Source organism: Rhizobium freirei PRF 81, assembly GCF_000359745.1.
GTDB lineage: Bacteria > Pseudomonadota > Alphaproteobacteria > Rhizobiales > Rhizobiaceae > Rhizobium > Rhizobium freirei.
In genome coordinates, this window is record NZ_AQHN01000010.1 from 60,499 (window position 1) to 85,312 (window position 24,814).

Here is a 24,814-nt window from a genome sequence, read left to right on the forward strand (position 1 = left end):
TTCGATCGATAAGGCGCTGCCACCGAGCGGCGCCTTGATATGTTTATGGGAATAAAACCGTGACGACTTCATCCCAGGCTCTGTCCCATGGGCAATTGCCCATGGGCAAGCGCGAGTTCATCGCACTCGCGGCCTTCCTGATGGCGACCAATTCGCTTGCAATCGACATCATGCTCCCTGCGTTACAGCAGATCGGCTCCAGTCTTGGCGTTTTGAACGAGAATCACCGCCAGTTTGTGGTGACGGCCTACCTGATAGGCTTCGGTGGAGCGCAGCTCATTTACGGGCCGTTGTCGGATCGCTTCGGCCGCCGCATGCCCTTGCTGATCGGTCTTACGATCTATGTTATTTCCGCCTTCGGCATCGCGCTGATACCGTCCTTTGCCGGTCTATTGGCCCTTCGCTTCATTCAGGGCCTGGGTTCGGCGGCAACGCGCGTCATCACCATTTCCATCGTCCGCGACGTCTTCGGCGGTCGCCTGATGGCCGAGGTGATGTCGCTGATCATGATGGTGTTCATGATCGTCCCGGTCATTGCGCCGGGAAGCGGCCAGATCATCCTGCTGGTCAGCACCTGGCACATGATCTTCGTCTTCATCGGCGTCATGGCCATGCTCGTCGGAGCCTGGATGTATTTCCGGCTTCCCGAAACGCTGAAGCCGGAAAATGTGCGACCGCTCACGATCAAATCCGTTGCAGCCGGTTTCAGGATAGTTCTGACGAACCGCGTCGCCCTCTGTTACACCATTGCCAGCACGTTCCTGTTCGGCGCGCTGTTCGGCTTCATCAATTCGGCGCAGCAGATCTACAACAATATCTATGGCCTCGGCGTCTACACGCCGCTGGCCTTCGGCGGCGTGGCCCTGTTCATGGCCCTGTCGTCCTTCGTCAACTCGCAGTTCGTCGGCCGATTCGGCATGCGCAGGCTGTCGCACACGGCTCTGCTCGGCTTTGTCGCCATCACCTTCTGCTGGCTGCTGGTGCAGCTTTATGGACCGGCGCCGATGCCCTTCCCGCTGTTCATGGTCTTTTTCGCATTGGCCATGTTCCAGTTCGGCTGGATCGGTTCCAACTTCAACTCACTCGCGATGGAGCCTCTCGGCCACGTTGCCGGCACGGCTTCTTCGGTGCTCGGCTTCATGAGCACGGTCGGCGGCGCATCGATCGGTGCTTGCATCGGTCAGTTCTACGACGGCACGGCAACGCCGATGGTCATCGGCTATTTCACCGTGTCCCTCATCGGCGTCATCTTCGTGTTGATCGCCGAAAAGGGCAAGCTGTTCCGTCCGCACAATGCGCCGCCGCCGGCCGATCAATCCCTCGCTTTGCATTGACAGGCAAAATCAAATGACCCCGCCTCAAGACCAAACATCGGCGAAAACCGGCGCAAGCCGCATCGGCCTCGGCATCGTCGAATTCATCATCATGATCGCGCTGATGACGGCGAGCATCTCGCTGGGCATCGACAGCATGCTGCCGGCGCTTCCGAACATCGGCCAGTCACTTCAAGTCGCCAACCCCAATGACACGCAGCTGGTCATCGGCGTCTATTTCCTCGGCTTCGGCATCTGCCAGCTCTTCTTCGGCAGCCTGTCGGACACCTATGGCCGGCGGCGCATTCTGCTCGGTGGCCTGGCCTTCTACACCGTGACCCTGTTTGCAGCCGCCTGGAGCGGCAGTCTCTTTGCCTTGCTCGCCTTGCGTTTCGCGCAGGGGGTCGGCGCCGCAGCCGTGCGCATCACGACCCTTGCGATCGTCCGCGATTGCTTCGGCGGCCGTGAGATGGCGCGCGTGATGTCCTATGTCATGATCGTCTTCATGATCATGCCGATGGTAGCGCCTTTCGTCGGTCAGGTGATCGTTGCCTATTCCAACTGGCAGTGGATCTTCATCCTTCTCGGGATCGTCTGCGCCGGCCTGTTCTTGGTCGCCGTCTTCCGCATGAAGGAAACGCTTCCGGTCGAAGAGCGCCTGCCGCTTTCGGTCGCATCCGTCCTTTCCGGTTTCAAGACCGTGCTGACCAACCGCATCACCTGCGGCTACATGATCGGCCTGACGCTCTATACTGGCGTCATCTGCGCCTACATCGTCTCCGTCCAGCAGGTCTTCGGCGAGGTCTATGGCTTGGGCGACTGGTTCCCGATCGCCTTCGCGGCGACGGCAGCCGGGACGGCGGTGGCTCAGTTCGCCAACGGCTATTTCGTCCGCAGCTTCGGCATGCGGCGCATCTCCCATGCCGCCATGATCCTCTTTACCTTTCTGGGCGTTGTCGGCTACGTCGTCGGCATGTTCGGCCAGCCGAGCTTTACATTCATCTATGTGCTGATCTCGATCATGCTGATGATGTTTGCAGTCATCACCACCAACTGCATGGCGATCAGCCTGGAGCCGATGGGACACCTCGCAGGCACGGCAGCCGCCATCACCAGTTCGATCTCCACCACCGGCGGCGTCGTTCTCGGCGGTATTGTCGGTCAGATGTTCGATGGTACGGCCCAGCCGATGATCGCCGGCTTCACCATATTCGGCGTATTATCGATCCTGGCGACGCTATGGGCCGAACGCGGCAAGCTCTTCACCCATCCCGGCGATACGCCGGCGCTGGAACCAGGCATGGGTCACGTCTGAACGGCGTGACCCCGGTGATTACACGCGGCTGCGTGGGCGTCTGATCCAACGCACCGCGGCCGCGATTGCGATGCCGAACAAGGGCCAGATCGCCCATGGCGTTCCGTGCCAGGTGAAAAGATTGATCACGACGAGGCCGACGCCGGTAATGGCAAGACCGGCAATGGCCATATCGATCTGCTTGTTGCTTCGAACGACGCGAATTGCAGCCACCCAGACAAGCGCGAGTATCGGCCACTTTGCCCAGAACTCTCCATGCCAGTTGAGCCCATTGAATGCCGCAAGGCCGATGGCAAGGACAAATGGCACGCCGTAGCTGCGCCGCCAGTCTTGCAGCGCAGGTTCACTGGCGGCAACGTCAGGTGCCCGAACGGGTTCAGGCGCCGGCCGGTAGTCCGCAGCGGTATTGACGACCTGTACACCACCGACTCGAACCGCATAGCTCGGTACGCCGCCCTCGATATTCTTGACGTCCAGCTGACCGAGAAAATCGAAACCGACTGCGACCTTGTTGCGGACCTGGTCGTAGACCGTGTTGGAAATGACGATTCCGCCAGGAGCGGCGCGCGATTGCAGACGGGCGGCGATATTGACGCCGTCGCCATAGAGATCGTTGCCATCGGCGATGACATCGCCGAGGTTGAGACCGATGCGGAAGAGCATCTGCTTTTCTGGATCCATGACGGCGTTGTAGCCGGCCAATTCATTCTGGACGTCGATTGCCGCCCGTACCGCTTCGACGACGCTCGGAAACTCGGCAAAGACGCCATCGCCCCAGGTATTGATCACCCGGCCGCCATGCGCCTCTATCAGCCGGCTCATCGCATCGCGGTAACGCCGGAGAGTTTCAAGCGTGCCCTCCTCATCCTTCCCCATGAGACGAGTGTAATCCTGCACATCGGCGCAGAAGATGGTAGTCAGCTTGCGGCTCGTTTCGGACATGGACCTCATCCCCGCAGCAGGCGCCCACCAAGGCTCCCGCCTGTTGCCAAAAAGATAGCTTTCCAGATGCCACTTTCCAAGTAGCAGCGGCGATTATCAGGTCGGTCCGCTCGCCTTAAATGGTGAAGACCTCACGCCGCAGCAACTCCCAGGTATCCTTGTCCACTGCAACCAGCAGCCCGCCATCGAGATGACGCGGCAGATAAGGCGACCCGTCGAATCGGCGCACATAGGCACCCGCTTCCTGCGAAATCAGCGATCCTGCCAGATGGTCCCAGGGCATCAGCTTGTTGTACATCAGGTAATGCACATGACCGCCGGCAAGCGTGCGATATTCATGTGCTGCGCATCGATAGCTGGTCGCGTAACGTACCTTGGCGAGATTGCCCATGATCTCGGCGCGCTTCTCCTTGGGCAGATAGCCGGTGGCGGCCATGCCGACCAATTCGTCCAATGCGACAGGCTGAGAAACCTTCAGGCGCAGCGTCTCGCCGTCCGGACGGCGCAGCCATGCTCCGCTGCCACGCTCCGCCAGCACCCAGTCGTCGCCCATCGGATCGAAGATGATGCCGGCGACCGTCTCACCCTTCGAGACGACCGAAGCCATGACGCCGAAAGCCGGGATGCCGGCCGCAAAATTGAAGGTGCCGTCGACCGGGTCGACGATGATGGCGAGGTCCGCATCCTGCAACTTGTCGAGGAGCGCCGGATCGGCGGCGACGGATTCCTCGCCGATGAACAGCGCCTCCGGCCAAAGCCGCGACACCTCGGCCTTGACCATGCTCTCGGCACGCTCGTCGGCCTCCGTTACCAGGTCGGTGGCTTCGCTCTTGGCGCGGACGTCGTCACTGCCGAGCCTACGGAAACGCGGCAGGATCTCGGTCTGTGCGGCGCGACGCAGAACATGGGCAAGCGTGGTAACGTCAACGAGCGAAGTCATGATTGGTCCTTTCCTGTCAGGCGCCGATGATTTCCCGGCGAATTATGTGCCAGCTATCCTCATCCGGCGCTGAGATAATGCCACCGCCCGTCTCGCCGGGCCGGTAGGGCGTGCCGTCGAACTTTGCCGTATAGCCCCCGGCCTCCTGATGCACCAGTACCCCGGCAAGATGATCCCAGGGCATCAGCTTGGAATGGCCGATGAAATGCCATTTGCCCGACGCCACCATCCAGTATTCGTAAGCCGAGCAATTCAGCGCGAAAGCCATGCGTGCCTTCTTCATGTTCGCGCCGATGCGGGACCGGTCGGGCTCGTCCATATGTCCCCAGGATATCGCGCCCGTCATTGCGCTTAACGGAGCCGCGCGAGCGACGGAAAGTCGCCGCGCCTGGCCCGTTCGCCGACGCAGAAAGCTGCCGGCACCGCGCATGGCGGTAACTGTATCTCCGAGAACGGGATCATAGATGACGCTGGCGATGGTCTGACCATTGGCGATGACAGCGATAATCGTGCCGAACACCGGCAGTCCGGCCGCGAAATTGAATGTTCCGTCCACCGGATCGATGGTGAAGGCGAGTTCCGCATGCGCCAGTGCCGGCACGACGGACCTGTCGGCGTCGTAGGCCTCCTCGCCGACGATCAGAGCGGTTGGGAAGCGCGCCTTCAGCGCCGCGGTAATGTATTTTTCAGCCAGCAGGTCGGCCTCCGTCACCAGATCGATGACCGAGGTCTTTTCCGATATGTCGCCAGCGCCCAGATTGCGGAACCGAGGCAGGATTTCCTGCGCCGCCGCCTCGGCAACAATCGTCATCAGGTAGTCGAGATCAGTATCGGAGAAAGTCATCGGAAGCCTTTGATTTGGAAGGGCCTCCTCTTATGCCCGATTCGATGACAGTCGTATGGCGAAACCGCCTATTCGACGTCCATTCTCTTGGCCGAGGGTTCCTGGGCCATCAGGCCTGCAAAATCGAACAGTTTCGGGTCAAGCAGATGCGATGGATTCACATGCGCCAGCGCGCGCAGCATCGTATCCTTGCGGCCTGGCATGCGCCGCTCGATATCCGCAAGCATGTCCTTCATGGCATTGCGCTGCAACCCGTCCTGCGAGCCACAGAGATCGCAGGGAATGATCGGAAACTGCATGGCGGTAGCGAATTTGGCAAGATCGTCTTCCGCCGCATAGGCGAGCGGACGCAGCAGCATCAGGTCGCCCTCGTCATTGAGAAGCTTCGCCGGCATGGAAGCCAGCCGGCCGCCATGGAAGAAGTTCATGAAGAAGGTTTCGAGAATATCCTCGCGATGATGGCCGAGCACCAGCGCGTCGCAGCCTTCTTCGCGGGCGATGCGATAGAGATTGCCGCGGCGCAGGCGCGAACAGAGCGAGCAATAGGTTGCCCCCTCCGGCACTTTCTCCTTCACGATCGAATAGGTATCGCGATACTCAATACGATGCGTGACACCAATCTTCGTCAGATATTCAGGCAGAATATGCTTCGGAAAATTCGGCTGGCCCTGATCGAGATTGCAGGCAACCAGTTCGACGGGCAGCAGCCCGCGCCATTTGAGATCGAGCAGCAGCGCCAGCAAACCATAGGAATCCTTGCCGCCGGAGAGCCCGACGAGCCAGCGCTTCTGGCCCTTCAGCATCTGGAAATCGTCCATTGCCTGGCGCACCTGCCGCAGCAGGCGCTTGCGAAGCTTGTTGAAGGAGACGGATCGCGGCGCATCGGAAAACATCGGATGCGCGGCAGAGCCACCATCTTCAGCCTCGATATCGATTTCATCTTTCACCGTCGTCGCGATATTCATTCCGTCATTCCTTGCATGTCGTCACGCTGATAGCAGAAAGCAGGGCAAGAAGACACCGTATCAATCGCCGAACACCGACCAGCCCGTGCGCGCCGCCAGCATCTCCAGCGCAACCGCACCGAGCTGCGAATTGCCGACCTTGTTCAAGCCCGGCGACCAGGCGGCGATCGAGCCGATGCCCGGCGCCACAGCCAGGATGCCGCCGCCAACACCGCTCTTGCCCGGCAGTCCGACATGATAGGCGAAATCGCCCGAGCCATCATAATGGCCGCAGGTCAGCATCAGCGCATTGATGCGTCGCGCCCGTTTCGGCGAGACGACGGAATGTCCGGTGATCGGGTTGCTGCCGCGCGCAGCGAGATAGAGCCCCGCCTTGGCCAGCTGCTGGCAGCTCATCGCAAGCGCACATTGATGGAAATAGACGCCGAGCACGTGCTCGACAGGGTGATGGATATTGCCGTAAGCGCGCATGAAATTGGCAAGCGCGAAATTGCGATAACCCGTCTGCGTCTCCGAACGGGCAACCCTATCGTCGATGCTGATCGTCTCGTCGTCGGCCACATAGCGCACGAAGCGCAGCAGCTCGCCGATCGCCTCGCGCGGCTCGTGCCCCGCCAATACGACGTCGCTGATGGCGATAGCACCCGCATTGATAAAGGGATTGCGGGGAATACCCTCCTCCTTTTCCAGCTGGACGATGGAGTTGAAAGACGTACCGGAGGGTTCGCGCCCTACCCGCTTCCAGAGGCTTTCTCCGACCTTGCCGAGCGCAAGCGTCAGCATGAAGACTTTGGATATACTCTGGATGGAGAAGGGAACTGCGGCATCGCCGATGCTGTAGACATCGCCATTGACCGTGGCGATCGCCATACCGAACTGGTTTGGATCGACCTTGGCCAGTTCAGGAATGTAATCGGCAACCTTGCCTTCGCCGATGCGTGGCGAAAGCTCTGCATGAATGCCGTCGAGAATAGCCTGCAAATCTGTCATGAGGCGCTCCAAAGACAAAAAAGCCGCTCGAACCGAGCGGCTTTTCATTCATCAAGAAAGTTATCCGCTTATTAACGCGAATAGAATTCGACGACCAGATGCGGTTCCATGACGACGGCGTACGGTACGTCGCTGAGCGCCGGAACGCGAGCGAAGGTCGCAACCATCTTGTTGTGGTCGACTTCGACATAGTCCGGAACGTCGCGCTCAGCCAGAGCAACCGACTCGAGGACGGTTACGAGCTGCTTGGACTTTTCGCGAACTTCGATAACGTCGCCAGCCTTGCAGCGGTAGGAACCGATGTTGACGCGAACGCCGTTCACGGTGACGTGGCCATGGTTGACGAACTGACGTGCAGCAAAGACGGTCGGTACGAACTTGGCGCGGTAGACGATCGCGTCGAGGCGCGATTCGAGCAGGCCGATCAGGTTTTCCGAGGTATCGCCCTTGCGGCGGTCAGCTTCAGCGAAGATGGCGCGGAACTGCTTCTCGCGCAGGTCGCCGTAGTAGCCCTTCAGCTTCTGCTTGGCGCGCAGCTGCACACCGAAGTCCGAGAGCTTGCCCTTGCGGCGCTGGCCGTGCTGGCCCGGGCCGTATTCGCGACGGTTAACCGGGGACTTCGGACGGCCCCAGATGTTTTCGCCCATACGGCGGTCAATTTTATACTTGGACGATTCGCGCTTGCTCATCGCATTTCCTTTCAAGTGTTATGGCGGCTCGTTGCCGAACCGCGAAGGAAACACGCCCTCCTCTGAACTCCGTTTTCGAGCTCTGACAGGCTTCTCACATTAGCGAACGGAGAAAGCCACGGGACATGTCAAATGAAACACCGGACATTTCTGCCCGGCGTTGGGCGGTCTCTAAGCGGTCGTCATGAAAATGTCAACAGCGCCAAGCGCTCTTCAACGAGAATAGGGCAGCTATTCCGCAGCTGCCTGCTCGCCGCTATCCAGATCAGGCGCATTGGCATCGCCCGGAGCGGTCTGGCATCCCATATCCGGGAAGGCGACGATACGCTTGCCGGAGAAATCCGTGTGGACGACGACGCTGCCCTGTTCCTCGAAATAGCTGAGAAGACGGCGGGCGCGCCGCGCCGAATGGGTGCCGTAGGCGCGGGCGATACGGGCATCGGACGGACACGGCTCGCCGCTAATGGCGGCCTTTGCCAGCATCAGGAATACGCCCTGAAGATCGTCGGTAACGCTGGAGGAAAGCGAGAGCGCCGTCGCCCATTGCTCGGTTGCCATGATCTCTTCGTCGGCGCCGGAACGCGTAATCGCCACGCGGCGGCGGAATTCCGAGAGGCTCATCGGCGAGCCGGGAACGCGGCGCATGCGCAGCCGCACCAGAAACTCCTGATAGAGCACCGAATCCGTGCGGAAGCCGGAGGCCGGATCGTCAAGGATCTCGGAGAGCACGGCGCCGACCCTCGCCTCGCGATCCTCACTCGATATTTCCGGCTGGCTGACCTTTGGCTCCGAGGGTGCCGGGCCTGCTGCTGGCACGGATCGGGAAAGCTCGGCCAGAATATCGGTCGTAGGCCGCGGCGCCGGCGTGGCGCGGCGAACGACGGGGCGCGTGAACTCTTCCGGATCCGGCGTGAAGATCAGATCTTCCACATCCTGCGGCGCATCCGGCAGCGGCATCAGCTTCGGGCTGGAGGAGCGCGCCGAGGTTTCCACCGTGCCGATCGCGATCGGCAGCGGCCGACGCGAAAGTGCCGGTCCGAGCGCGACGAAATTGCCGCGCTTCAGATCGCGGAACATTTCCGCCTGCCGGCGGTCCATGCCGAGAAGATCGGCGGCACGCGCCATGTCGATATCGAGGAAGGTGCGGCCCATCAGGAAGTTGGAGGCCTCGGCCGCAACGTTCTTGGCGAGCTTTGCCAGGCGCTGCGTGGCGATGACGCCGGCAAGCCCGCGCTTTCGGCCACGGCACATCAGATTGGTCATGGCGCCGAGCGACATCTTGCGCGCATCTTCCGAAACGTCGCCGCCAACAGAAGGCGCGAACATCTGCGCCTCATCGACCACGACAAGCACCGGATACCAGAATTCGCGATCGGCATCGAACATACCGTTCAGAAAGGCGGCGGCAGCGCGCATCTGTTGCTCGATATCGAGCCCCTCCAGCGTCAGCACGCAGGAGACGCGATGCTGGCGTATGCGATTGGCGATACCGGCAAGCTCCGCTTCCGTGCGCTCGCCATCGACGACGACATGTCCGAACTTGTCGGCCAGCGTGACGAAATCGCCTTCGGGATCGATGATGACCTGCTGCACCCATTGCGCCGACTGTTCGAGCAAACGCCGTAAGAGATGCGATTTTCCCGAGCCGGAATTGCCTTGTACCAGGAGACGCGTCGCCAGCAGCTCCTCGATATCGAGCTGGGCGCTGGTCCCGCCGGACGCCGTTCCCATGTCGATGCCGACCTGCAATGCACTTCCCCTATATGATCAAGAATCAAACGCGGCTGCGTCCCATCTTTCTGAAAGGACGCGCCTCCGTCTAGCAAAGATTTCCAAGCTTCGCGCCCGCGGATTGAGAAAACCCACAGGCGATTGCGATGTCACCGGAACCGCAAGTTTGCCCGCGACAGCTCACTGACCGAGGTGCAGCCCATAAGCTTCATGTCGCGTTCGACCTCGGTGCGCAGATGCCGTAGCGCGCGCTCTACCCCCGCCTGACCGGCAGCGGCCAGAGGATAGAGATAGAAGCGACCGAGGCCAACCGCCTTGGCGCCGAGCGACAGGGCCTTCAGCACATGCGTGCCACGCTGGATACCGCCATCCATCATCACGTCGATGCGGTGGCCGACGGCATCGACGATCTCGGCAAGCTGATCGAATGCCGAGCGCGAGCCGTCGAGCTGGCGACCGCCATGGTTAGACAGCACGATGCCAGTGCATCCGATATCGACGGCGCGCTTGGCGTCCTCGACCGACATGATGCCCTTGAGGCAGAATTGTCCGTCCCAGTGCTTCACCATCTCTGCGACGTCATTCCAGTTCATCGACGGATCGAGCATCTCGGTGAAATACTTGCCGATCGACATAGCGCCACCGCTCATGTCCACATGCTCGTCGAGCTGCGGCAGACGGAATTTCTCGTGCGTCACATAGTTGAGCGCCCAGGCCGGCTTGATGGCGAACTGGGTAAGACCCGCAAGGTTGAGCTTGAACGGAATGGAGAAGCCGGTGCGAAGGTCGCGCTCGCGATTGCCGCCGGTAATGCTGTCAACCGTCAGCATCATGACGTTGACGCCGGCCTCCTTGGCGCGCTCCATCATCGCCCGGTTCAGCCCGCGATCCTTGTGGAAATAGAACTGATAGACCTGCGGGCCCTGATACTTCCTGCGTATTTCCTCAAGGCTGACGGTGCCGAGCGATGAGACGCCGAACATCGTGCCGAGTGAAGACGCGGCAGCGGCAACCGCATTCTCGCCCTGATGGTGGAACAGCCGTTGCAGCGCCGTCGGCGAGCAGTAGAAGGGCGTCGCGAGCTTTTGTCCCATGACGGTGACAGACATGTCGATCTCGCTGACCCCGCGCAAAACGTTCGGCACGAGATCGCAGCTTTCGAAGCTCGACGTGTTTCGCCGCAGCGTCACCTCATCGTCGGCTGCGCCGTCGATATAGTTGAAGATCGGCCCGGGAAGACGCTTTTTCGCGAGAAGGCGAAAATCATGGAAGTTGTGGCACTCACGCAGACGCATGGCTTGCCTCGACGACGACACAGTAATCATTCTCAAAAGACATCAAGTATCGATCTCCCAATATCCCGCCGCACAGAGCATGATGCCGAAAAGTGTGAGCGGTTTTCGGACAACATCATGCTCCACTTCTTTGTTTCCAGAGTGGATAATTCCAGGTCGATTTGACCTGGAATTATCCACTCTGGTCAGATCCTGCATTACATCCGGTGCAAGCGTGCTTCCCATTTGTAGAGCACATCCGGCTCCTTTTCCTCATTGCCTGCCCCGTCCGACTCGTCAACCACGAAGAAGCCATGCTTTTCGTAAAAGCGGCGGGCAGGCTCATTTCTCTGGAATGTCCAGAGCGAAAGTACGGGATAGGCCGACTTGGCGATATCGAGCAGGCGGCTGCCGATGCCGCGGCCTTGTGCCTCGGGCAGAACGTAAAGCTGGTCAATCCAATCCTCGAGAAAAGCGATGACGCCGACGAGGCGCCCGCCCTCTTCCGCACCCCAGATCTGGCAATCCTTAAAGACAACGGCGCCCCAGAAGCCAACGTCTTCTTCCGGAGTATGAAGCCCGGCAAGCGTCGGCAGCCGTTCGTTAAAGGACGCACGATGAACCGCCGCAGCCGCCGGCATGTCGGCGAAATCGAGTTTACGCAATGAAATCTTGTCAGTCATCTATCAAGCCTTGAGCCCAAAACCTTGCATCAGCCGCCGGGTGGGGAAATCCGGCGCACCGGAGGTGAAGACCGCAAAGTCGAAATTGTCGGGATGAACCGCATCGGCTGCCTGCGGCACCAGGCTGCGGGCGCGCCTTGCGATCGCCTCGGCCGGATCAAGCCAGTCGACCGGCCAGGGCGAAAGCCTGCGGAAGATATTGGCCATGAACGGATAATGTGTGCAGGCGAGCACGACGATGTCGGTTTTCCGGCCATCCATCTCGACGAAGCACTGTTCGATCTCCGTCATGACAGCATCGTCGGCAATCGCATCGCCGCGAATATAGCTCTCCGCCAGCCGGGCCAGATTCTCCGATCCGACAAGCCGGACGTGACATTGCGTGGCGAAAGACTGGATCAGGTCGCGCGTATAGGCTCGCTTGACTGTGCCCGGCGTTGCCAGAACCGAAACCAGGCCCGAACGCGTCCGCTCCGCGGCCGGCTTGATCGCCGGCACGGTGCCGACGAAGGTCATCTGCGGAAAAGCCGCGCGCAGATCGGCGCCGACAAGCGTAAAAGCCGTATTGCAGGCGATGATGCAGACTTCCGGATCATATTGCGCCAGCAGCTTGGCGAAGAGATCGACGATGCGCTCCTTCAGCGCTGGCTCTTCCCAGCCGCCATAGGGAAAGCCAGCGTCGTCGGCGACATAGATGAAGCCGCGCTCCGGCATCAGCACCCGCGCTTCCCGCAGCACGGTCAGACCACCGATCCCTGAATCGAAGACAAGGACCGGTTTCAACTCATTCGCCGTTGCTGTCATCGCTTGAGGTTTCCTTGGGCGCTTTGGAGGGCGTCTTGCTGGGCCGGGGAAGCGAGCCGCTGCCGCGCGGAGATTTCCGCGTGAAGCGATCGAGAGACGAGATCACCCCGCGAAGAACGCTGATTTCCTGTTCGGTGAACGCCCGGCGCGAGAGGACGGCCCGGAGATTGTCGACCATTTTCGGCTTTTTCCCGGCGGGATGGAAATAATTGCGCGCATCCAGCGCCTCTTCGAGTTGGTCGAAAAGGCCGAAAAGCTGATCCTTCGTCGAGGGCCGCTGTTCGAGCGCCTGGAATGGCACTGCACCCAGATCCCCCATGCCGGACTTCATCCACTCATAGGACATCAGCAGCACGGCCTGGGCGATATTCAAGGACGCAAAGGCCGGGTTGACGGGGAAGGTGACGATCTCGTCGGCCAGCGCCACTTCCTCGTTCGTCAGTCCCCACCGCTCGCGCCCGAAGAGGATGCCGGTGCCCTCGCCCGCCTTGAACTTCGCGCGAAGGGTTTCGGCAGCAACGACGGGCGAACGCACCGGCTTGTAGCCGTCCCGTTCCCGCGCCGTCGTCGCATAGACGAAATTGAGATCAGCGATCGCCTGTTCCAGCGTATCATAGACCTTCGTCGCCTCGATGATGTGATCCGCCTTGGAAGCCGTGGCCTGCGCCCTTTCGTTCGGCCAGCCGTCGCGCGGATTGACGAGACGCAGTTCTGCAAGGCCGAAATTCGCCATGGCGCGGGCCACCATGCCGATATTCTCGCCCATCTGCGGCTCGACCAGAATGACGGCCGGCCCTTCGGCCAGAAGTTGACGATCGCTGTTCGTGCCTGCCATGATGCCTAAATCTCCGCGCGCGAGCCCGCTCGCGCCAATTCGAGCATGAAGCCGAAAAGTGCTAGCAGTTTTCGGACGACATCACGCTCTATTTTCCTGACCCCAGAGCCGGATGATTTCAGGTCTGTTCGACCTGAAATCATCCGGCTCTGGGGTCGCAATAGCGAGACAGGCGCGGATCGGCAAGGTTTTTACATATTATAGGTCGGCAAACCGCGCCGGATTTATCACTGCTTGGCCGGCTGTTGCTGATCAGTGGATTGTTGCTTCTGATCGGCAGGCTGTTGCTGCTGCTGTTTGACGAGATCCTGCATCACGCTCTTCAGCGAGCTGGGATTGCCATTGTCGTCATTCGTGACGATATCGTCGACGACGGGCCGTCCACCCTCTTCGATGACCTCGAAACGCACAGTGGTCGTCTTCTGATAATCGGCATCGGAGCCCATGCAGGTAGACTTCTTGAAGGTCGCCAGCACCTCAGTGGCATTGTTCTTGGGCGGCTGGGCGGTGATCTTCACGTCCTCCAGCGGACAGGCATCCTGCGCATTGACGATAACGTCATAGTCGAACGGCGAAATCCCGTCTTCGTCCGCTGCGGGAAATTGCGCTGCCGCCTGGTATTTGGCGGTGAAATCCTTGCTGTAGACATCCTTGAGTTTGTCCTCGCCGAAAATGTCCTGCCAGTCGCTGTCGCCGCCCGCCCAGTTCGAGACGGTCGCATCCATGATGACCTTGACCGGCGTCGTCGCATCGGCGGCGAGCGCCATATGCGCACCGAGCGAAAACTGAAAGAGTGTGAAGGCAAGCGCGGATACGGCAAATTTCTGCATGATATGATTCCGTTGCGATCGGCAAAACATGCGCGACATTAGACCCATCGACCGCTTTGGCAATGGCCCGAGCGTAAAAAGCAGGTGATGTCACGAACGATCAAAAACGCCATGCGAGAGGCTCTATCGGCTTTGCGTTCCGCACTTGCGGTGCTATAGCGCACGGGACTTCCCATTACTCACAGGACCATCCGGTCCCATCAGCTTAAACGAGGCAGAAGCATGAAGAAGATCAAGGTCGCAAATCCCGTTGCCGATCTCGATGGCGACGAAATGACTCGCATCATCTGGCAGCTCATCAAAGAAAAACTGATCTTCCCCTACCTCGACATCGATATCGACTACTACGACCTCTCGGTCGAGAACCGCGACGCCACCAACGACCAGGTCACCGTCGACGCCGCCAACGCCATCAAGAAGTACGGCGTCGGCATCAAGTGCGCCACGATCACGCCGGACGAAGCCCGCGTGAAGGAATTCAACCTCAAGGAAATGTGGAAAAGCCCGAACGGCACCATCCGCAACATCCTCGGCGGCGTCATCTTCCGCGAGCCGATCATCTGCAAGAACGTTCCGCGCCTCGTTCCGGGCTGGACGCAGCCGATCGTCGTCGGCCGTCACGCTTTCGGCGACCAGTATCGCGCCACGGACTTCAAATTCCCCGGCAAGGGCAAGCTGACCATCAAGTTCGTCGGCGAAGACGGCACGGTCATCGAGAAGGAAGTCTTCAACGCTCCGGGTGCCGGCGTTGCCATGGCCATGTACAACCTCGACGAGTCGATCCGCGAATTCGCCCGCGCCTCGATGATGTACGGCCTGATGCGCAAGTGGCCGGTCTACCTCTCGACCAAGAACACCATCCTCAAGGCCTATGACGGCCGCTTCAAGGACATCTTCGAAGAAGTCTACCAGAACGAGTTCAAGGCTCAGTTCGACGAAGCCGGCATCACCTACGAACATCGCCTGATCGACGACATGGTTGCCTCGGCTCTCAAGTGGTCCGGCGGCTACGTCTGGGCGTGCAAGAACTACGACGGCGACGTCCAGTCCGACACGGTTGCCCAGGGCTTCGGCTCGCTCGGCCTGATGACCTCGGTTCTCTTGACGCCGGACGGCAAGACGGTCGAAGCCGAGGCCGCACACGGCACGGTTACCCGCCACTACCGCCAGCACCAGAAGGGCCAGGAAACCTCGACGAACTCGATCGCTTCGATCTTCGCCTGGACCCGCGGTCTCGCTCATCGCGCCAAGCTCGACGACAACGCCGAACTCGCGAAGTTCGCGTCCACGCTGGAAAAGGTCTGCGTCGATACCGTCGAAGCCGGCTACATGACCAAGGATCTGGCGCTGCTGATCGGCCCCGATCAGCCGTGGCTCTCGACCACCGCTTTCCTCGACAAGATCGACGAAAACCTCAAGAAGGCCATGGCTGCCTAAGCCTTACCGACAACGGAATATGCGAAAACCCGGCCTCCATGCCGGGTTTTCTTTTGCGGAAAATCTTGCCGTCGCCGCCAACCGGTGGCAACAATGCGCCCGACAAAAAAGGGAGAGACAGATGGCGGAAGAACTCGTTTTCTATACCAACCCCATGTCGCGCGGACGCATCGCCCGCTGGATGCTCGAGGAGATCGGTCAGCCCTATCGCACCGAGTATCTCGACTATGCGACCACGATGAAGGCGCCCGAATACCTCTCGATCAATCCCATGGGCAAGGTGCCGGCGATCAAGCATGGCGATACAGTGGTCACCGAAGGCGCGGCCATCTGCGCCTATCTGGCGGAGACCTTTCCTCAGGCGGGTCTCGCGCCCACAGCTGCAGAGCGCGGCCGTTATTTCCGCTGGATGTTCTTCGCCGCGGGGCCATTTGAAATGGTCGTCACCAATCGCGCCCTCGGTTTCGAGATTCCGCCGGAGCGCGTGCGAATGGCCGGCTGCGGCAGCTTCGCAAGCGTGCTGGATACGATCGAGTACGCGGTCTCGATCTCTCCTTGCATCGCCGGTGATCGCTTTACCGCAGCCGACGTCTATGTCGGCTCGCATATCGGCTACGGCCTCAATTTCGGGACGATCGAAAAGCGGCCGGCCTTCATCGACTATTGGAGCCGCGTCAGCGACCGCGACGCCTATCGCCGCGCCAGCGATATCGACAACGCGGCCATGCCCAAACAGACAAACGCCTGAAAATACAAGGCATTGAGGAAGAATCCTCAATCGACGGCGTTATATGCCGCTATTTCAGCGGCATATAGATATCGGTCAAAAGTTCCGTCGGGGGCACGTCGCGCGGATTGTTGATGTATTCCTCGAACATGACCGTATCGCGCAACTGTCGACCGGAGGCTGGCAGCCATTGCGCATAGAGCCATTGATAGGCCTTGTGCATGTTTGCGTATGGCCCCTTGTGGCGCAGCACGGCATATTCGCCGCCCTCGAGCGAGCGCCGCTCCAGCGGAGCGTCGGCGGCGACGGCCTCTCCTGCGGTGACGCAGGCATAGGAGCGCAGCTTATCCGCATCCACGACATCGGGATCATCGAGGTAGATGCCGATCATGCGCATGTCCGGCCCGGCAAGGCCACGGGCAAAAATAGTGCCGAAAAGTGTCTCGAAAGCCTGGCCGATCTGCATATAGGAGCCGCGATGGGCGACACCGACGAGTGACATCGGGGAGATGGTGCGAAGCGTAACGTCGAACAAGACAGTAATCCTTCCTTGGGTGCTAGGTTCGAAGATCGTGTGGCTTCCCTCATTCCGATATCGCGCCGGCGGCATGCCGTAGACGGATCCAAAGATGCGGTTGAACGACTGGAGGTTGGGATAGCCCGACCGCTTTGCAATGTCGCTGACGGATAGACGGGTGTTGACGAGATCGCCGGCGGCACGATGCAGCCGCAGTCGCTTGACCGTTGCCGCCGCCGTCTCGCCATAGATCGCCCGATAGATCCTGTGCCAGTGATAGCTGGACATGCAGGCGATCTCGGCGAGCTTTTCCATATCGAGCTCATCATCCAGATGCTCGTGGATATAGGCCGAAACCCGCCGCAACCGGGTTTCGTAAAGCGTCCACGCCGTTCCACCATTCATGTCAAACCCTTTGCAAATCGATCGGCCCGACAAGACCATAACCTGATTTGACAAATCCTGCGGAGTTGCCTGCACAAACAAAAGTGGCGAATGCCGAAGCATCCGCCACTTTTATCATCATCGTAAATTGCAGGCTCTTAGCCGACGAGTGCCGCAGCAATCGCCTCGATGGCTTCGTCGGCCTTGGCGCCATCCGGGCCGCCGGCCTGGGCCATGTCAGCACGGCCGCCGCCGCCCTTGCCGCCGAGAGCGGCCGAGGCGATACGGACGAGATCGACGGCGCTCGCACGGCCGATCAGGTCTTCGGTGACGGCAACGACGGCGCTGGCCTTGCCATCTTCCGAGACGCCGATCAGCGCCACGACGCCTGAGCCGAGACCTGCCTTGGCCTCATCCGCCAGACCCTTCAGATCCTTCGGATCGACGCCGGAGATCGCCTTGCCAAGGAACTTGACACCATTGACGTCGCGCACCGCGTCGGCGGAGCCGCCCTGGCCGCCACCCATGGCAAGCTTGCGCTTGGCATCGGCCAATTCGCGCTCCAGCTTGCGACGCTCATCCATCAGGGATTCGACGCGCGAAACGACGTCGCCCGGCTGGACCTTCAGCGTCGAGGCCAGGCTCTTCACGCGCTCGTCCTGCTCGGAGAGATAGTCGCGCGCGGATTCGCCGGTAACCGCTTCGATGCGGCGCACGCCGGCACCGACGGCACTTTCACCGAGAATGCGCACGAGACCGATCTGGCCGGTGGCGGAGACATGCGTACCGCCGCAAAGCTCGACGGAATAGGCCTTGCCGGCCTTGGCGCCGCGAACACCCTGCCCCATCGACACGACGCGAACTTCGTCGCCGTATTTTTCGCCGAACAGCGCCATCGCGCCCTCCGCGATCGCATCGTCGACGCTCATCAGGCGGGTCGTGACGGGCGAATTCTGCAGCACGATCTCGTTGGCCATATCCTCGACGACCTTCAGCTCCTCGGCCGACATCGGCTTCGGATGGGAAACGTCGAAGCGCAGGCGCTCGGGCGCAACCAGCGAACCTTTCTGCGCCACATGCGTTCCCAGCACTTCGCGGAGCGCCTCGTGCAGCAGATGGGTGGCGGAGTGGTTGGCTCTGAGGCGCGAGCGCCTGTTGTGATCGACCATCAGGACGACGGCGTCGCCGACGTTGATCTTGCCTTCGGACACTTCCGAGCTGTGAACGAAAAGGCCCTCGCCCTTCTTCTGGGTATCGCCGACGGCGAGCTTGCCGTGGTCGCTCGCAATCACGCCGGTATCGCCCATCTGTCCACCGGATTCGCCGTAGAACGGCGTCTGGTTGACGACGATCTGCACCTTGTCGCCGGCAGAGGCGCTATCGACGGCGACACCATCCTTGACGATCGCCTGGATGACGCCTTCGGCCGTTTCCGTGTCGTAGCCCAGGAATTCGGATGCGCCGAACTTTTCCTTGAGCTCGAACCAGATGGTCTCGGTCGCCTTGTCGCCGGAGCCGGCCCAATGCGAGCGCGCTTCGGCCTTCTGGCGCTCCATGGCATCCGTGAAGCTGGAGATATCGACGCCGATGCCGCGAGCGCGCAATGCGTCCTGCGTCAGATCGAGCGGGAAGCCGTAGGTGTCGTAGAGCTTGAAGGCGGTCTCGCCATCCAGGCTGTCGCCCTTGTGCAGTGTCGCGGTTGCATCGTTGAGCAGCGACAGGCCGCGCTCCAGCGTCTTGCGGAAACGGGTCTCTTCCAGCTTCAGCGTCTCGGATGTGAGCGCTTCGGCACGCACCAGCTCGGGATAGGCGCGGCCCATCTGCTGAACCAGCGTCGGCAGCAGCTTCCAGACGAGCGGCTCCTTGGCACCGAGCAGCTGCGCGTGGCGCATGGCGCGGCGCATGATACGGCGCAGAACATAGCCACGGCCTTCGTTCGACGGCAGCACGCCGTCAGCAACCAGGAAGGCGGAGGAGCGCAGATGGTCGGCGATGACGCGATGGCTGGCGCGATGCTCGCCCTCGGCCTTGACGCCGGTTGCCTCTTCCGAGGCTTCGATCAGCGCGCGGAACAGGTCGATATCGTAGTTGTCATGCTTGCCCTGCAGGACGGCGGCAACGCGCTCGAGACCCATGCCGGTGTCGATCGACGGGCGCGGCAGGTCGATGCGCTGTTCCTTGGTAACCTGCTCGAACTGCATGAAGACGAGGTTCCAGATCTCGATGAAGCGGTCGCCGTCTTCCTCGGGAGAACCTGGGGGGCCGCCCCAGATGTGATCGCCATGGTCGTAGAAGATTTCCGAACAGGGACCGCAGGGGCCGGTATCGCCCATCGCCCAGAAATTGTCGCTGGTGGCGATGCGGATGATCTTGTCGTCGGAAAGGCCGGCGATCTTCTTCCACAGATTATAGGCGTCGTCGTCGGTGTGATAGACCGTGACCAGCAGGCGCTTGGCATCGAGGCCGAATTCCTTGGTGATCAGGTTCCAGGCAAGCTCGATGGCGCGCTCCTTGAAGTAGTCGCCGAAGGAGAAGTTGCCGAGCATCTCGAAGAAGGTGTGGTGGCGCGCAGTGTAGCCGACATTATCGAGGTCGTTGTGCTTGCCGCCGGCGCGTACGCATTTCTGCGCCGTCGAGGCCGTCGTGTAGGGACGCGGCTCCAGGCCGGTGAACACGTTCTTGAACTGCACCATGCCGGCATTGGTGAACATCAATGTCGGATCGTTGCGTGGTACGAGCGGGCTCGACGGCACGATCTCGTGGCCGTTTTTCTTAAAATAGTCGAGGAAGGTCGACCGGATTTCATTTACACCGCTCATAGGGGGCCCTTCAGTACTGCCGTCAACAACTTGCTTCAAAGTCAGTGGCTTTTATCGTTCGCTCCCGGCGCTGTCCAGCCGCACGAACAAAACCGGCCGCACATCTCTTGGACAATGCGGCCGGTTCCAGCATTTAATCTCAAATCAAGCCGGGAATTGCTCCCGAAAACCGTCACTCGCCGGCGGCGTCGCCTTCATCGCCGGAATCCGGACCGCCATTCTGCAAGAAGCGGTCGGCGATCAGGCCGGCATTCTGGCGCAGCGACAATTCGATCTCGCGTGCAAGATCCGGATTGTCGCGCAGGAAGAGCTTCGCATTTTCGCGGCCCTGACCGAGGCGCTGGCTGTTGTAGGAGAACCAAGCGCCGGACTTTTCGACGATGCCGGCCTTCACGCCGAGATCGACCAGCTCGCCCGTCTTGGAAACGCCCTCGCCATACATGATGTCGAACTCGACCTGCTTGAAGGGAGGCGCCATCTTGTTCTTGACGACCTTGACGCGCGTCTGGTTGCCGATCACTTCTTCGCGTTCCTTGACCGCGCCGATGCGGCGGATATCGAGACGAACCGAGGCATAGAACTTCAGCGCGTTGCCGCCCGTCGTCGTTTCCGGCGAGCCGAACATGACGCCGATCTTCATGCGGATCTGGTTGATGAAGATCACCATGGTATTCGACTTCGAGATCGAAGCCGTGAGCTTGCGTAGCGCCTGGCTCATCAGACGAGCCTGCAGGCCCGGCAGGTTGTCACCCATCTCGCCTTCGATTTCCGCACGCGGCGTCAAGGCCGCGACGGAGTCGACGACGAGAACGTCGATCGCGCCGGAGCGCACCAGCGTGTCGGTGATTTCAAGCGCCTGCTCGCCGGTATCCGGCTGCGAGATCAGCAGGTTCTGCAGGTCGACGCCGAGCTTGCGGGCATAGACCGGATCGAGCGCATGTTCCGCATCCACGAAGGCGCAGATGCCGCCCTTCTTCTGTGCCTCTGCAATGGTCTGCAGCGCCAGCGTCGTCTTACCCGAGCTTTCCGGCCCATAGATTTCGATGATGCGCCCCTTCGGCAAGCCGCCAATGCCAAGCGCGATATCGAGGCTCAGAGAACCCGTGGAAACCGTTTCGATTTCGACCACGTTCTCGTTTGAGCCGAGCTTCATGATCGAGCCCTTGCCGAACGACCGCTCAATTTGAGAGAGTGCCGCTTCAAGTGCCTTGCTTTTATCCACCGATTTGTCCTCTACAAGCCGCAAAGAATTCTGAGACATTCGATCCACCTTTAGGTTATTGAAGCCGCTCTAGCAATGTCGCCGCTGATGAGAATTCTGTACTCTATTTGTTCTCTTGTCGCAAGAGCACAACAAGCAATTGAAAGAAAAAGGCAAAATGAATTCCGTTCTACTTTTGTTTTGTCGTTTCTTACCAGATACTTACATATGCGGAACGATAGGTTCCATCATGTCGGCGCGCCGCTCGATTCGCTTTTTTGATTGCTGAGGAAAACCATATGGCGAAGAAGATTCTCGTTCTCGGCGGTGCCCATATCGATCGGCGCGGACGCATCTTCGGCGAGACCGCGCCGGGCGCCAGCAATCCGGGAGCCTGGTTCGAGGAGCCCGGCGGCGGCGGCTTCAATGCCGCGCGCAATCTCGCCCGCCTCGGCTTCGACGTGCGGATGATCTCGCCGCGCGGCGGCGATCCCTCGGGCGAGATGGTTGCGGAGGCCGCCAGCCATGCCGGCATCGATGACAGGCCCTTCGTTTTCCTTGACCGCAAAACGCCGAGCTACACCGCAATCCTCGAACACGACGGAAATCTGGTCATCGCCCTTGCGGACATGGAACTCTACAAGCTGTTCAGCCCGCGCCGTCTGGCTATTCGCGCCGTTCGCGAGGCTTTCGATGAGGCCGACCTCATTCTCTGCGACGCCAATCTGCCGGCCGAGACTTTGGCGACGATTGCGACAAAGGCCTTCCTCAGCGGCAAGCCCGTCGCAGCCATTGCAATCTCGCCGGCAAAGGTCGTGCGATTGAAGCCAAGCCTCCCGGGCATCGACTATCTGTTCCTGAACGAGGCGGAGGCCGCCGCGCTGACCGAAAGCCGCCCGGAAGATCCGCGCGAATGGGTGGAGGCGCTGCGTGCCCTCGGCCTGCGCAATGGGGTGATCACCCGCGGCAAGCGCGCGCTGGTCGCTTTCTCCCATGATGCGATCGTCAGCCTGCAGCCGCCCATCGTCGATAATGTCGCCGATGTCACCGGAGCGGGAGATTCGCTTGCTTCGGGCGTGCTCTCGGCCCTGCTTGCCGGCCACGATCTCGGCGAAGCCGTCCGCCATGGCGCAGCCGCCGCGGCGATCACCGTGCAGTCGCCCTATGCGACCGCGGAAAATCTCTCCCCCGAGCTGCTAAAGACCACCTTGGCCCTTGTTCCCAAGGCCGAAATTCTGTCATGAAGCCTCTTCAAGACGCGTAAATTGTTTCAGTGAATTGGAAACGACAATGACTCAACCTATCTCGCCGCTGCTTCCGATCTCCTATTCGAAGGAAGTTGCCGCCGCCAAGCTGCGCGGCGCGCCGCTCGTGGCCCTGGAATCGACCATCATCACTCACGGCATGCCCTATCCCGGCAATATCGAGATGGCTCGCAGCGTCGAGGCGATCATCCGGCAGGAAGGCGCGGTGCCTGCAACCATCGCCGTCATTCACGGCACCCTGCATATCGGACTTGAGCCGGAAGAGCTGGAAGCCCTCGCCAAGACGGAGGGCGCAATGAAAGTTTCGCGCGCCGACCTCGCTTTTGCGATCGCCGAGCGCCGCACCGGCGCAACCACCGTTGCCGCCACCATGATCGCGGCCGCACGCGCCGGCATCAAGGTTTTCGCCACCGGCGGCATCGGCGGCGTGCACCGCGGCGCAGAAGAGAGCTTCGATATTTCGGCCGACCTTGAAGAATTGTCCCGCACCGGCGTCATCGTCGTCTGCGCCGGCGCCAAGGCGATCCTCGACATTCCGAAGACGCTCGAAGTGCTCGAAACCCGCGGCGTTCCGGTCGTCACCTACGACAGCACCGAATTCCCAGCCTTCTGGTCGCGCTCTTCCGGTCTGGCAAGCCCGCTGACGCTCAACAGCCCGGCCGCAATCGCCAACTTCCAATCGACTCGCGAACAGCTCGGCATCGATGGCGGCATGCTGATCGCCAACCCCGTTCCGGAAGCCGACGAGATCCCGCGCGAGGAGATGGAAATCTATATCGAACGCGCCCTCGACAGCGCCGAGCGCGACGAAATTTCCGGCAAGGCCGTTACGCCCTACCTGCTCAGCACGATCTTCGATATCACCGAAGGCCGCAGCCTCAAGACCAACATCGCGCTTGTCGAAAACAATGCGCGCCTGGCCGCTGAAATCGCTGTCGCGCTTGCGGAATAATTAGAGCCCTAAGCTATAGCGCGGCCTGGCGTTTCACCGAAACGGCAGGCCGTCTTCTTTTCAGGTCCGAGCGGGAAAGCATTGCGCGCCTCTCCCGGCATTGCTTAGGCCAAAGTAAACAGACCCAGGGCTGACCGCAGCTCTTTGAGCGTCGCCTCCGTCCGCTCCCTCGCCTTTCGCGTCCCCTCGCGCACGATCCCCATGACATAGTCCGGCTCGGCGGCATAGCGTGCCCGGCGCTCGCGGATCGGTGCAAGCAGCGCCTGAAGAATGTCCTCCAGATGTCTCTTGAGGGTGACGTCGCCGAGCCCGCCGCGCCGATAATGCGCCCTCATGTCATCGACCGACTGCCGGTCCTCGCAGAAGGCATCGAGATAGGTGAAGACGACATTGCCTTCGACTTTTCCAGCATCGCTGACGCGCAGATGATCCGGATCGGTATACATACGCCGCACCGCATCGCTGATTTCATCGGGCGAGGCGGAAAGCGGAATGGCGTTTCCCTGGGACTTGCTCATCTTCGCCTTGCCGTCGACACCGGGCAAACGCCCAACGTTCGGCACCATGGCCGCGGCCTCGACAAGGATATCGCGGCCGATTTGCCGGTTGAGACGGCGAACGATCTCATTGGTCTGCTCGATCAATGGCGCCTGATCTTCGCCGACCGGTACGACCGATGCCTTGAAAGCGGTGATATCGGCCGCCTGTGAAACCGGATAGCAAAGAAAGCCGGCCGGCACATCGCGTTCGAAGCCGCGCAGCTGGATCTCCGTCTTGATCGTCGGATTGCGCTCAAGACGACTGACCGTGACGAAGTTCAGGTAGAGCAGCGTCAGTTCCGCCAGCGCCGGCAAGGCGGATTGAACGCAGATCGTCGTCAGCGCGGGATCGATGCCGACGGCGAGATAGTCGGTGGCGACTTCGAGGACATTTCGGCGAACCTTCCCGGGATCACTGGCATTGTCGGTCAGTGCCTGAGTGTCCGCCAGCAACAGGAATTGCTGGTGGCTATGCTGAAGCGCGACGCGGCTTTTCAGCGAACCGACATAATGGCCGAGATGAAGCGGACCTGTGGTCCGATCGCCCGTCAGGATGACGGGGCGGGTATCGGTGGGGGAAAACATTTCGTTGCTCCGCAAAAGGAGCCGCCGCAATCGGGAAGGAAAAACGGAAACAAACCTATGCCTGCCGGATCACGGCGGCAGGGTCGATTTCAAGATATGACGACTGCCGCTCCTAAAAGGAGCGCCACCAGAAACGGCAAATAGGCTTGGCAAGGTCGATCATGCGCAAGCTGATAGCATCTTTGCGCTACTCTCGGCAACAGGAGGCGCGAACATCGCCCCTCACCCGCAAA

Annotated in this window: 22 protein-coding genes; 6 read left to right on the plus strand and 16 right to left on the minus strand. The window is 60.6% G+C overall.

All coding sequences use genetic code 11. The annotated features are described in order from the left end of the window. The first annotated feature begins 101 nt into the window (after positions 1 to 101). Together RHSP_RS03240 and RHSP_RS03245 are read left to right on the plus strand one after the other, a co-directional pair. The gene (locus tag RHSP_RS03240; RefSeq protein WP_037149376.1) at positions 102 to 1,334 is read left to right on the plus strand and encodes a multidrug effflux MFS transporter; all 1,233 of its coding nucleotides are present in this window, start codon (positions 102 to 104) and stop codon (positions 1,332 to 1,334) included. A 13-nt stretch (positions 1,335 to 1,347) separates the two neighbouring features. Continuing rightward, a complete protein-coding gene (locus RHSP_RS03245; protein WP_004108933.1) occupies positions 1,348 to 2,628 on the plus strand; it encodes a multidrug effflux MFS transporter in 1,281 nt (426 codons plus the stop codon). A gap of 18 nt (positions 2,629 to 2,646) precedes the next feature. On the opposite strand, the gene RHSP_RS03250 is transcribed toward RHSP_RS03245, so the two are convergent. The 12 genes from RHSP_RS03250 to RHSP_RS03305 all read right to left on the minus strand — a co-directional run bounded on the left by RHSP_RS03250 (position 2,647) and on the right by RHSP_RS03305 (position 14,155). After that, positions 2,647 to 3,570 carry an adenylate/guanylate cyclase domain-containing protein gene (locus RHSP_RS03250; RefSeq protein WP_004108935.1) on the minus strand — a complete coding sequence of 308 codons (924 nt, stop codon included), beginning with the start codon at positions 3,568 to 3,570 and terminating at the stop codon, positions 2,647 to 2,649. Between the two features lie 115 nt (positions 3,571 to 3,685). After that, a complete protein-coding gene (locus RHSP_RS03255; RefSeq protein ID WP_004108937.1) occupies positions 3,686 to 4,510 on the minus strand; it encodes an inositol monophosphatase family protein in 825 nt (274 codons plus the stop codon). A 16-nt stretch (positions 4,511 to 4,526) separates the two neighbouring features. Continuing rightward, positions 4,527 to 5,354 (minus strand): inositol monophosphatase family protein, encoded by an 828-nt coding sequence (locus RHSP_RS03260; protein ID WP_004108939.1) that lies wholly within the window; start codon positions 5,352 to 5,354, stop codon positions 4,527 to 4,529. Between the two features lie 68 nt (positions 5,355 to 5,422). Further along, positions 5,423 to 6,319, minus strand: coding sequence for a tRNA 2-thiocytidine(32) synthetase TtcA (ttcA, locus tag RHSP_RS03265; protein WP_037149380.1), 897 nt, complete (start codon positions 6,317 to 6,319; stop codon positions 5,423 to 5,425). A gap of 60 nt (positions 6,320 to 6,379) precedes the next feature. Further along, positions 6,380 to 7,309: a glutaminase gene (locus tag RHSP_RS03270; protein ID WP_004108943.1), complete on the minus strand. Its 930-nt coding sequence runs from the start codon at positions 7,307 to 7,309 to the stop codon at positions 6,380 to 6,382. A gap of 71 nt (positions 7,310 to 7,380) precedes the next feature. Next, on the minus strand, positions 7,381 to 7,998 hold the full coding sequence (rpsD, locus tag RHSP_RS03275) for a 30S ribosomal protein S4 (protein ID WP_004108946.1): 618 nt from the start codon (positions 7,996 to 7,998) through the stop codon (positions 7,381 to 7,383). A gap of 231 nt (positions 7,999 to 8,229) precedes the next feature. Then, positions 8,230 to 9,747 (minus strand): helicase HerA domain-containing protein, encoded by a 1,518-nt coding sequence (locus tag RHSP_RS03280; protein ID WP_037149382.1) that lies wholly within the window; start codon positions 9,745 to 9,747, stop codon positions 8,230 to 8,232. A 131-nt stretch (positions 9,748 to 9,878) separates the two neighbouring features. Next, complete coding sequence (locus RHSP_RS03285; RefSeq protein ID WP_037149385.1) at positions 9,879 to 11,024, minus strand: alpha-hydroxy acid oxidase; 1,146 nt, start codon at positions 11,022 to 11,024, stop codon at positions 9,879 to 9,881. 197 nt (positions 11,025 to 11,221) lie between these two features. Beyond that, positions 11,222 to 11,686, minus strand: coding sequence for a GNAT family N-acetyltransferase (locus RHSP_RS03290; RefSeq protein WP_004108958.1), 465 nt, complete (start codon positions 11,684 to 11,686; stop codon positions 11,222 to 11,224). Between the two features lie 3 nt (positions 11,687 to 11,689). Beyond that, on the minus strand, positions 11,690 to 12,490 hold the full coding sequence (gene murI / locus RHSP_RS03295) for a glutamate racemase (RefSeq protein ID WP_004108961.1): 801 nt from the start codon (positions 12,488 to 12,490) through the stop codon (positions 11,690 to 11,692). Further along, entirely contained in the window at positions 12,471 to 13,325 is an 855-nt protein-coding gene (locus RHSP_RS03300; protein WP_004108969.1) for an RNA methyltransferase, read from the minus strand. Before RHSP_RS03300 ends, murI begins: the two co-directional genes overlap by 20 nt. A gap of 227 nt (positions 13,326 to 13,552) precedes the next feature. Next, entirely contained in the window at positions 13,553 to 14,155 is a 603-nt protein-coding gene (locus RHSP_RS03305; protein WP_004108972.1) for a hypothetical protein, read from the minus strand. A gap of 222 nt (positions 14,156 to 14,377) precedes the next feature. Between RHSP_RS03305 and RHSP_RS03310 the strand changes: the two genes are divergently transcribed. Together RHSP_RS03310 and RHSP_RS03315 are read left to right on the plus strand one after the other, a co-directional pair. Next, entirely contained in the window at positions 14,378 to 15,592 is a 1,215-nt protein-coding gene (locus tag RHSP_RS03310) for an NADP-dependent isocitrate dehydrogenase (RefSeq protein ID WP_004108975.1), read from the plus strand. Positions 15,593 to 15,713: 121 nt separating this feature from the next. Beyond that, on the plus strand, positions 15,714 to 16,340 hold the full coding sequence (locus RHSP_RS03315) for a glutathione S-transferase family protein (RefSeq protein ID WP_004108978.1): 627 nt from the start codon (positions 15,714 to 15,716) through the stop codon (positions 16,338 to 16,340). Between the two features lie 49 nt (positions 16,341 to 16,389). Here RHSP_RS03315 and RHSP_RS03320 read toward each other — a convergent pair whose 3' ends face one another. The 3 genes from RHSP_RS03320 to recA all read right to left on the minus strand — a co-directional run bounded on the left by RHSP_RS03320 (position 16,390) and on the right by recA (position 21,300). Further along, positions 16,390 to 17,241, minus strand: coding sequence for an AraC family transcriptional regulator (locus RHSP_RS03320; protein ID WP_004108983.1), 852 nt, complete (start codon positions 17,239 to 17,241; stop codon positions 16,390 to 16,392). A 137-nt stretch (positions 17,242 to 17,378) separates the two neighbouring features. Further along, complete coding sequence (gene alaS / locus RHSP_RS03325; protein ID WP_004108985.1) at positions 17,379 to 20,039, minus strand: alanine--tRNA ligase; 2,661 nt, start codon at positions 20,037 to 20,039, stop codon at positions 17,379 to 17,381. A 172-nt stretch (positions 20,040 to 20,211) separates the two neighbouring features. Beyond that, a complete protein-coding gene (gene recA / locus RHSP_RS03330) occupies positions 20,212 to 21,300 on the minus strand; it encodes a recombinase RecA (protein ID WP_004108986.1) in 1,089 nt (362 codons plus the stop codon). Positions 21,301 to 21,539: 239 nt separating this feature from the next. On the opposite strand from recA, the gene RHSP_RS03335 reads away from it, so the two are divergent. Next, positions 21,540 to 22,484, plus strand: coding sequence for a carbohydrate kinase family protein (locus RHSP_RS03335; protein ID WP_004108987.1), 945 nt, complete (start codon positions 21,540 to 21,542; stop codon positions 22,482 to 22,484). 46 nt (positions 22,485 to 22,530) lie between these two features. After that, positions 22,531 to 23,457: a pseudouridine-5'-phosphate glycosidase gene (locus RHSP_RS03340; RefSeq protein ID WP_004108988.1), complete on the plus strand. Its 927-nt coding sequence runs from the start codon at positions 22,531 to 22,533 to the stop codon at positions 23,455 to 23,457. A gap of 104 nt (positions 23,458 to 23,561) precedes the next feature. Here RHSP_RS03340 and trpS read toward each other — a convergent pair whose 3' ends face one another. Next, positions 23,562 to 24,581, minus strand: coding sequence for a tryptophan--tRNA ligase (trpS, locus tag RHSP_RS03345; RefSeq protein ID WP_004108989.1), 1,020 nt, complete (start codon positions 24,579 to 24,581; stop codon positions 23,562 to 23,564). Between the last annotated feature and the right edge of the window lie 233 nt (positions 24,582 to 24,814).

Bases quoted from the DNA above. Each gene is read 5' to 3' on its own strand.
- RHSP_RS03305 (WP_004108972.1), bottom strand. From the start codon at position 14,155: ATGCAGAAATTTGCCGTATCCGCGCTTGCCTTCACACTCTTTCAGTTT.
- recA (WP_004108986.1), bottom strand. From the start codon at position 21,300: ATGTCTCAGAATTCTTTGCGGCTTGTAGAGGACAAATCGGTGGATAAA.
- RHSP_RS03255 (WP_004108937.1), bottom strand. From the start codon at position 4,510: ATGACTTCGCTCGTTGACGTTACCACGCTTGCCCATGTTCTGCGTCGC.
- murI (WP_004108961.1), bottom strand. From the start codon at position 12,490: ATGACAGCAACGGCGAATGAGTTGAAACCGGTCCTTGTCTTCGATTCA.
- RHSP_RS03270 (WP_004108943.1), bottom strand. From the start codon at position 7,309: ATGACAGATTTGCAGGCTATTCTCGACGGCATTCATGCAGAGCTTTCG.
- alaS (WP_004108985.1), bottom strand. From the start codon at position 20,039: ATGAGCGGTGTAAATGAAATCCGGTCGACCTTCCTCGACTATTTTAAG.
- RHSP_RS03310 (WP_004108975.1), top strand. From the start codon at position 14,378: ATGAAGAAGATCAAGGTCGCAAATCCCGTTGCCGATCTCGATGGCGAC.
- rpsD (WP_004108946.1), bottom strand. From the start codon at position 7,998: ATGAGCAAGCGCGAATCGTCCAAGTATAAAATTGACCGCCGTATGGGC.
- RHSP_RS03335 (WP_004108987.1), top strand. From the start codon at position 21,540: ATGGCGAAGAAGATTCTCGTTCTCGGCGGTGCCCATATCGATCGGCGC.
- RHSP_RS03240 (WP_037149376.1), top strand. From the start codon at position 102: ATGGGCAAGCGCGAGTTCATCGCACTCGCGGCCTTCCTGATGGCGACC.
- RHSP_RS03285 (WP_037149385.1), bottom strand. From the start codon at position 11,024: ATGCGTCTGCGTGAGTGCCACAACTTCCATGATTTTCGCCTTCTCGCG.
- trpS (WP_004108989.1), bottom strand. From the start codon at position 24,581: ATGTTTTCCCCCACCGATACCCGCCCCGTCATCCTGACGGGCGATCGG.
- RHSP_RS03300 (WP_004108969.1), bottom strand. From the start codon at position 13,325: ATGGCAGGCACGAACAGCGATCGTCAACTTCTGGCCGAAGGGCCGGCC.
- ttcA (WP_037149380.1), bottom strand. From the start codon at position 6,319: ATGAATATCGCGACGACGGTGAAAGATGAAATCGATATCGAGGCTGAA.
- RHSP_RS03290 (WP_004108958.1), bottom strand. From the start codon at position 11,686: ATGACTGACAAGATTTCATTGCGTAAACTCGATTTCGCCGACATGCCG.
- RHSP_RS03340 (WP_004108988.1), top strand. From the start codon at position 22,531: ATGACTCAACCTATCTCGCCGCTGCTTCCGATCTCCTATTCGAAGGAA.
- RHSP_RS03315 (WP_004108978.1), top strand. From the start codon at position 15,714: ATGGCGGAAGAACTCGTTTTCTATACCAACCCCATGTCGCGCGGACGC.
- RHSP_RS03260 (WP_004108939.1), bottom strand. From the start codon at position 5,354: ATGACTTTCTCCGATACTGATCTCGACTACCTGATGACGATTGTTGCC.
- RHSP_RS03320 (WP_004108983.1), bottom strand. From the start codon at position 17,241: ATGAATGGTGGAACGGCGTGGACGCTTTACGAAACCCGGTTGCGGCGG.
- RHSP_RS03250 (WP_004108935.1), bottom strand. From the start codon at position 3,570: ATGTCCGAAACGAGCCGCAAGCTGACTACCATCTTCTGCGCCGATGTG.
- RHSP_RS03245 (WP_004108933.1), top strand. From the start codon at position 1,348: ATGACCCCGCCTCAAGACCAAACATCGGCGAAAACCGGCGCAAGCCGC.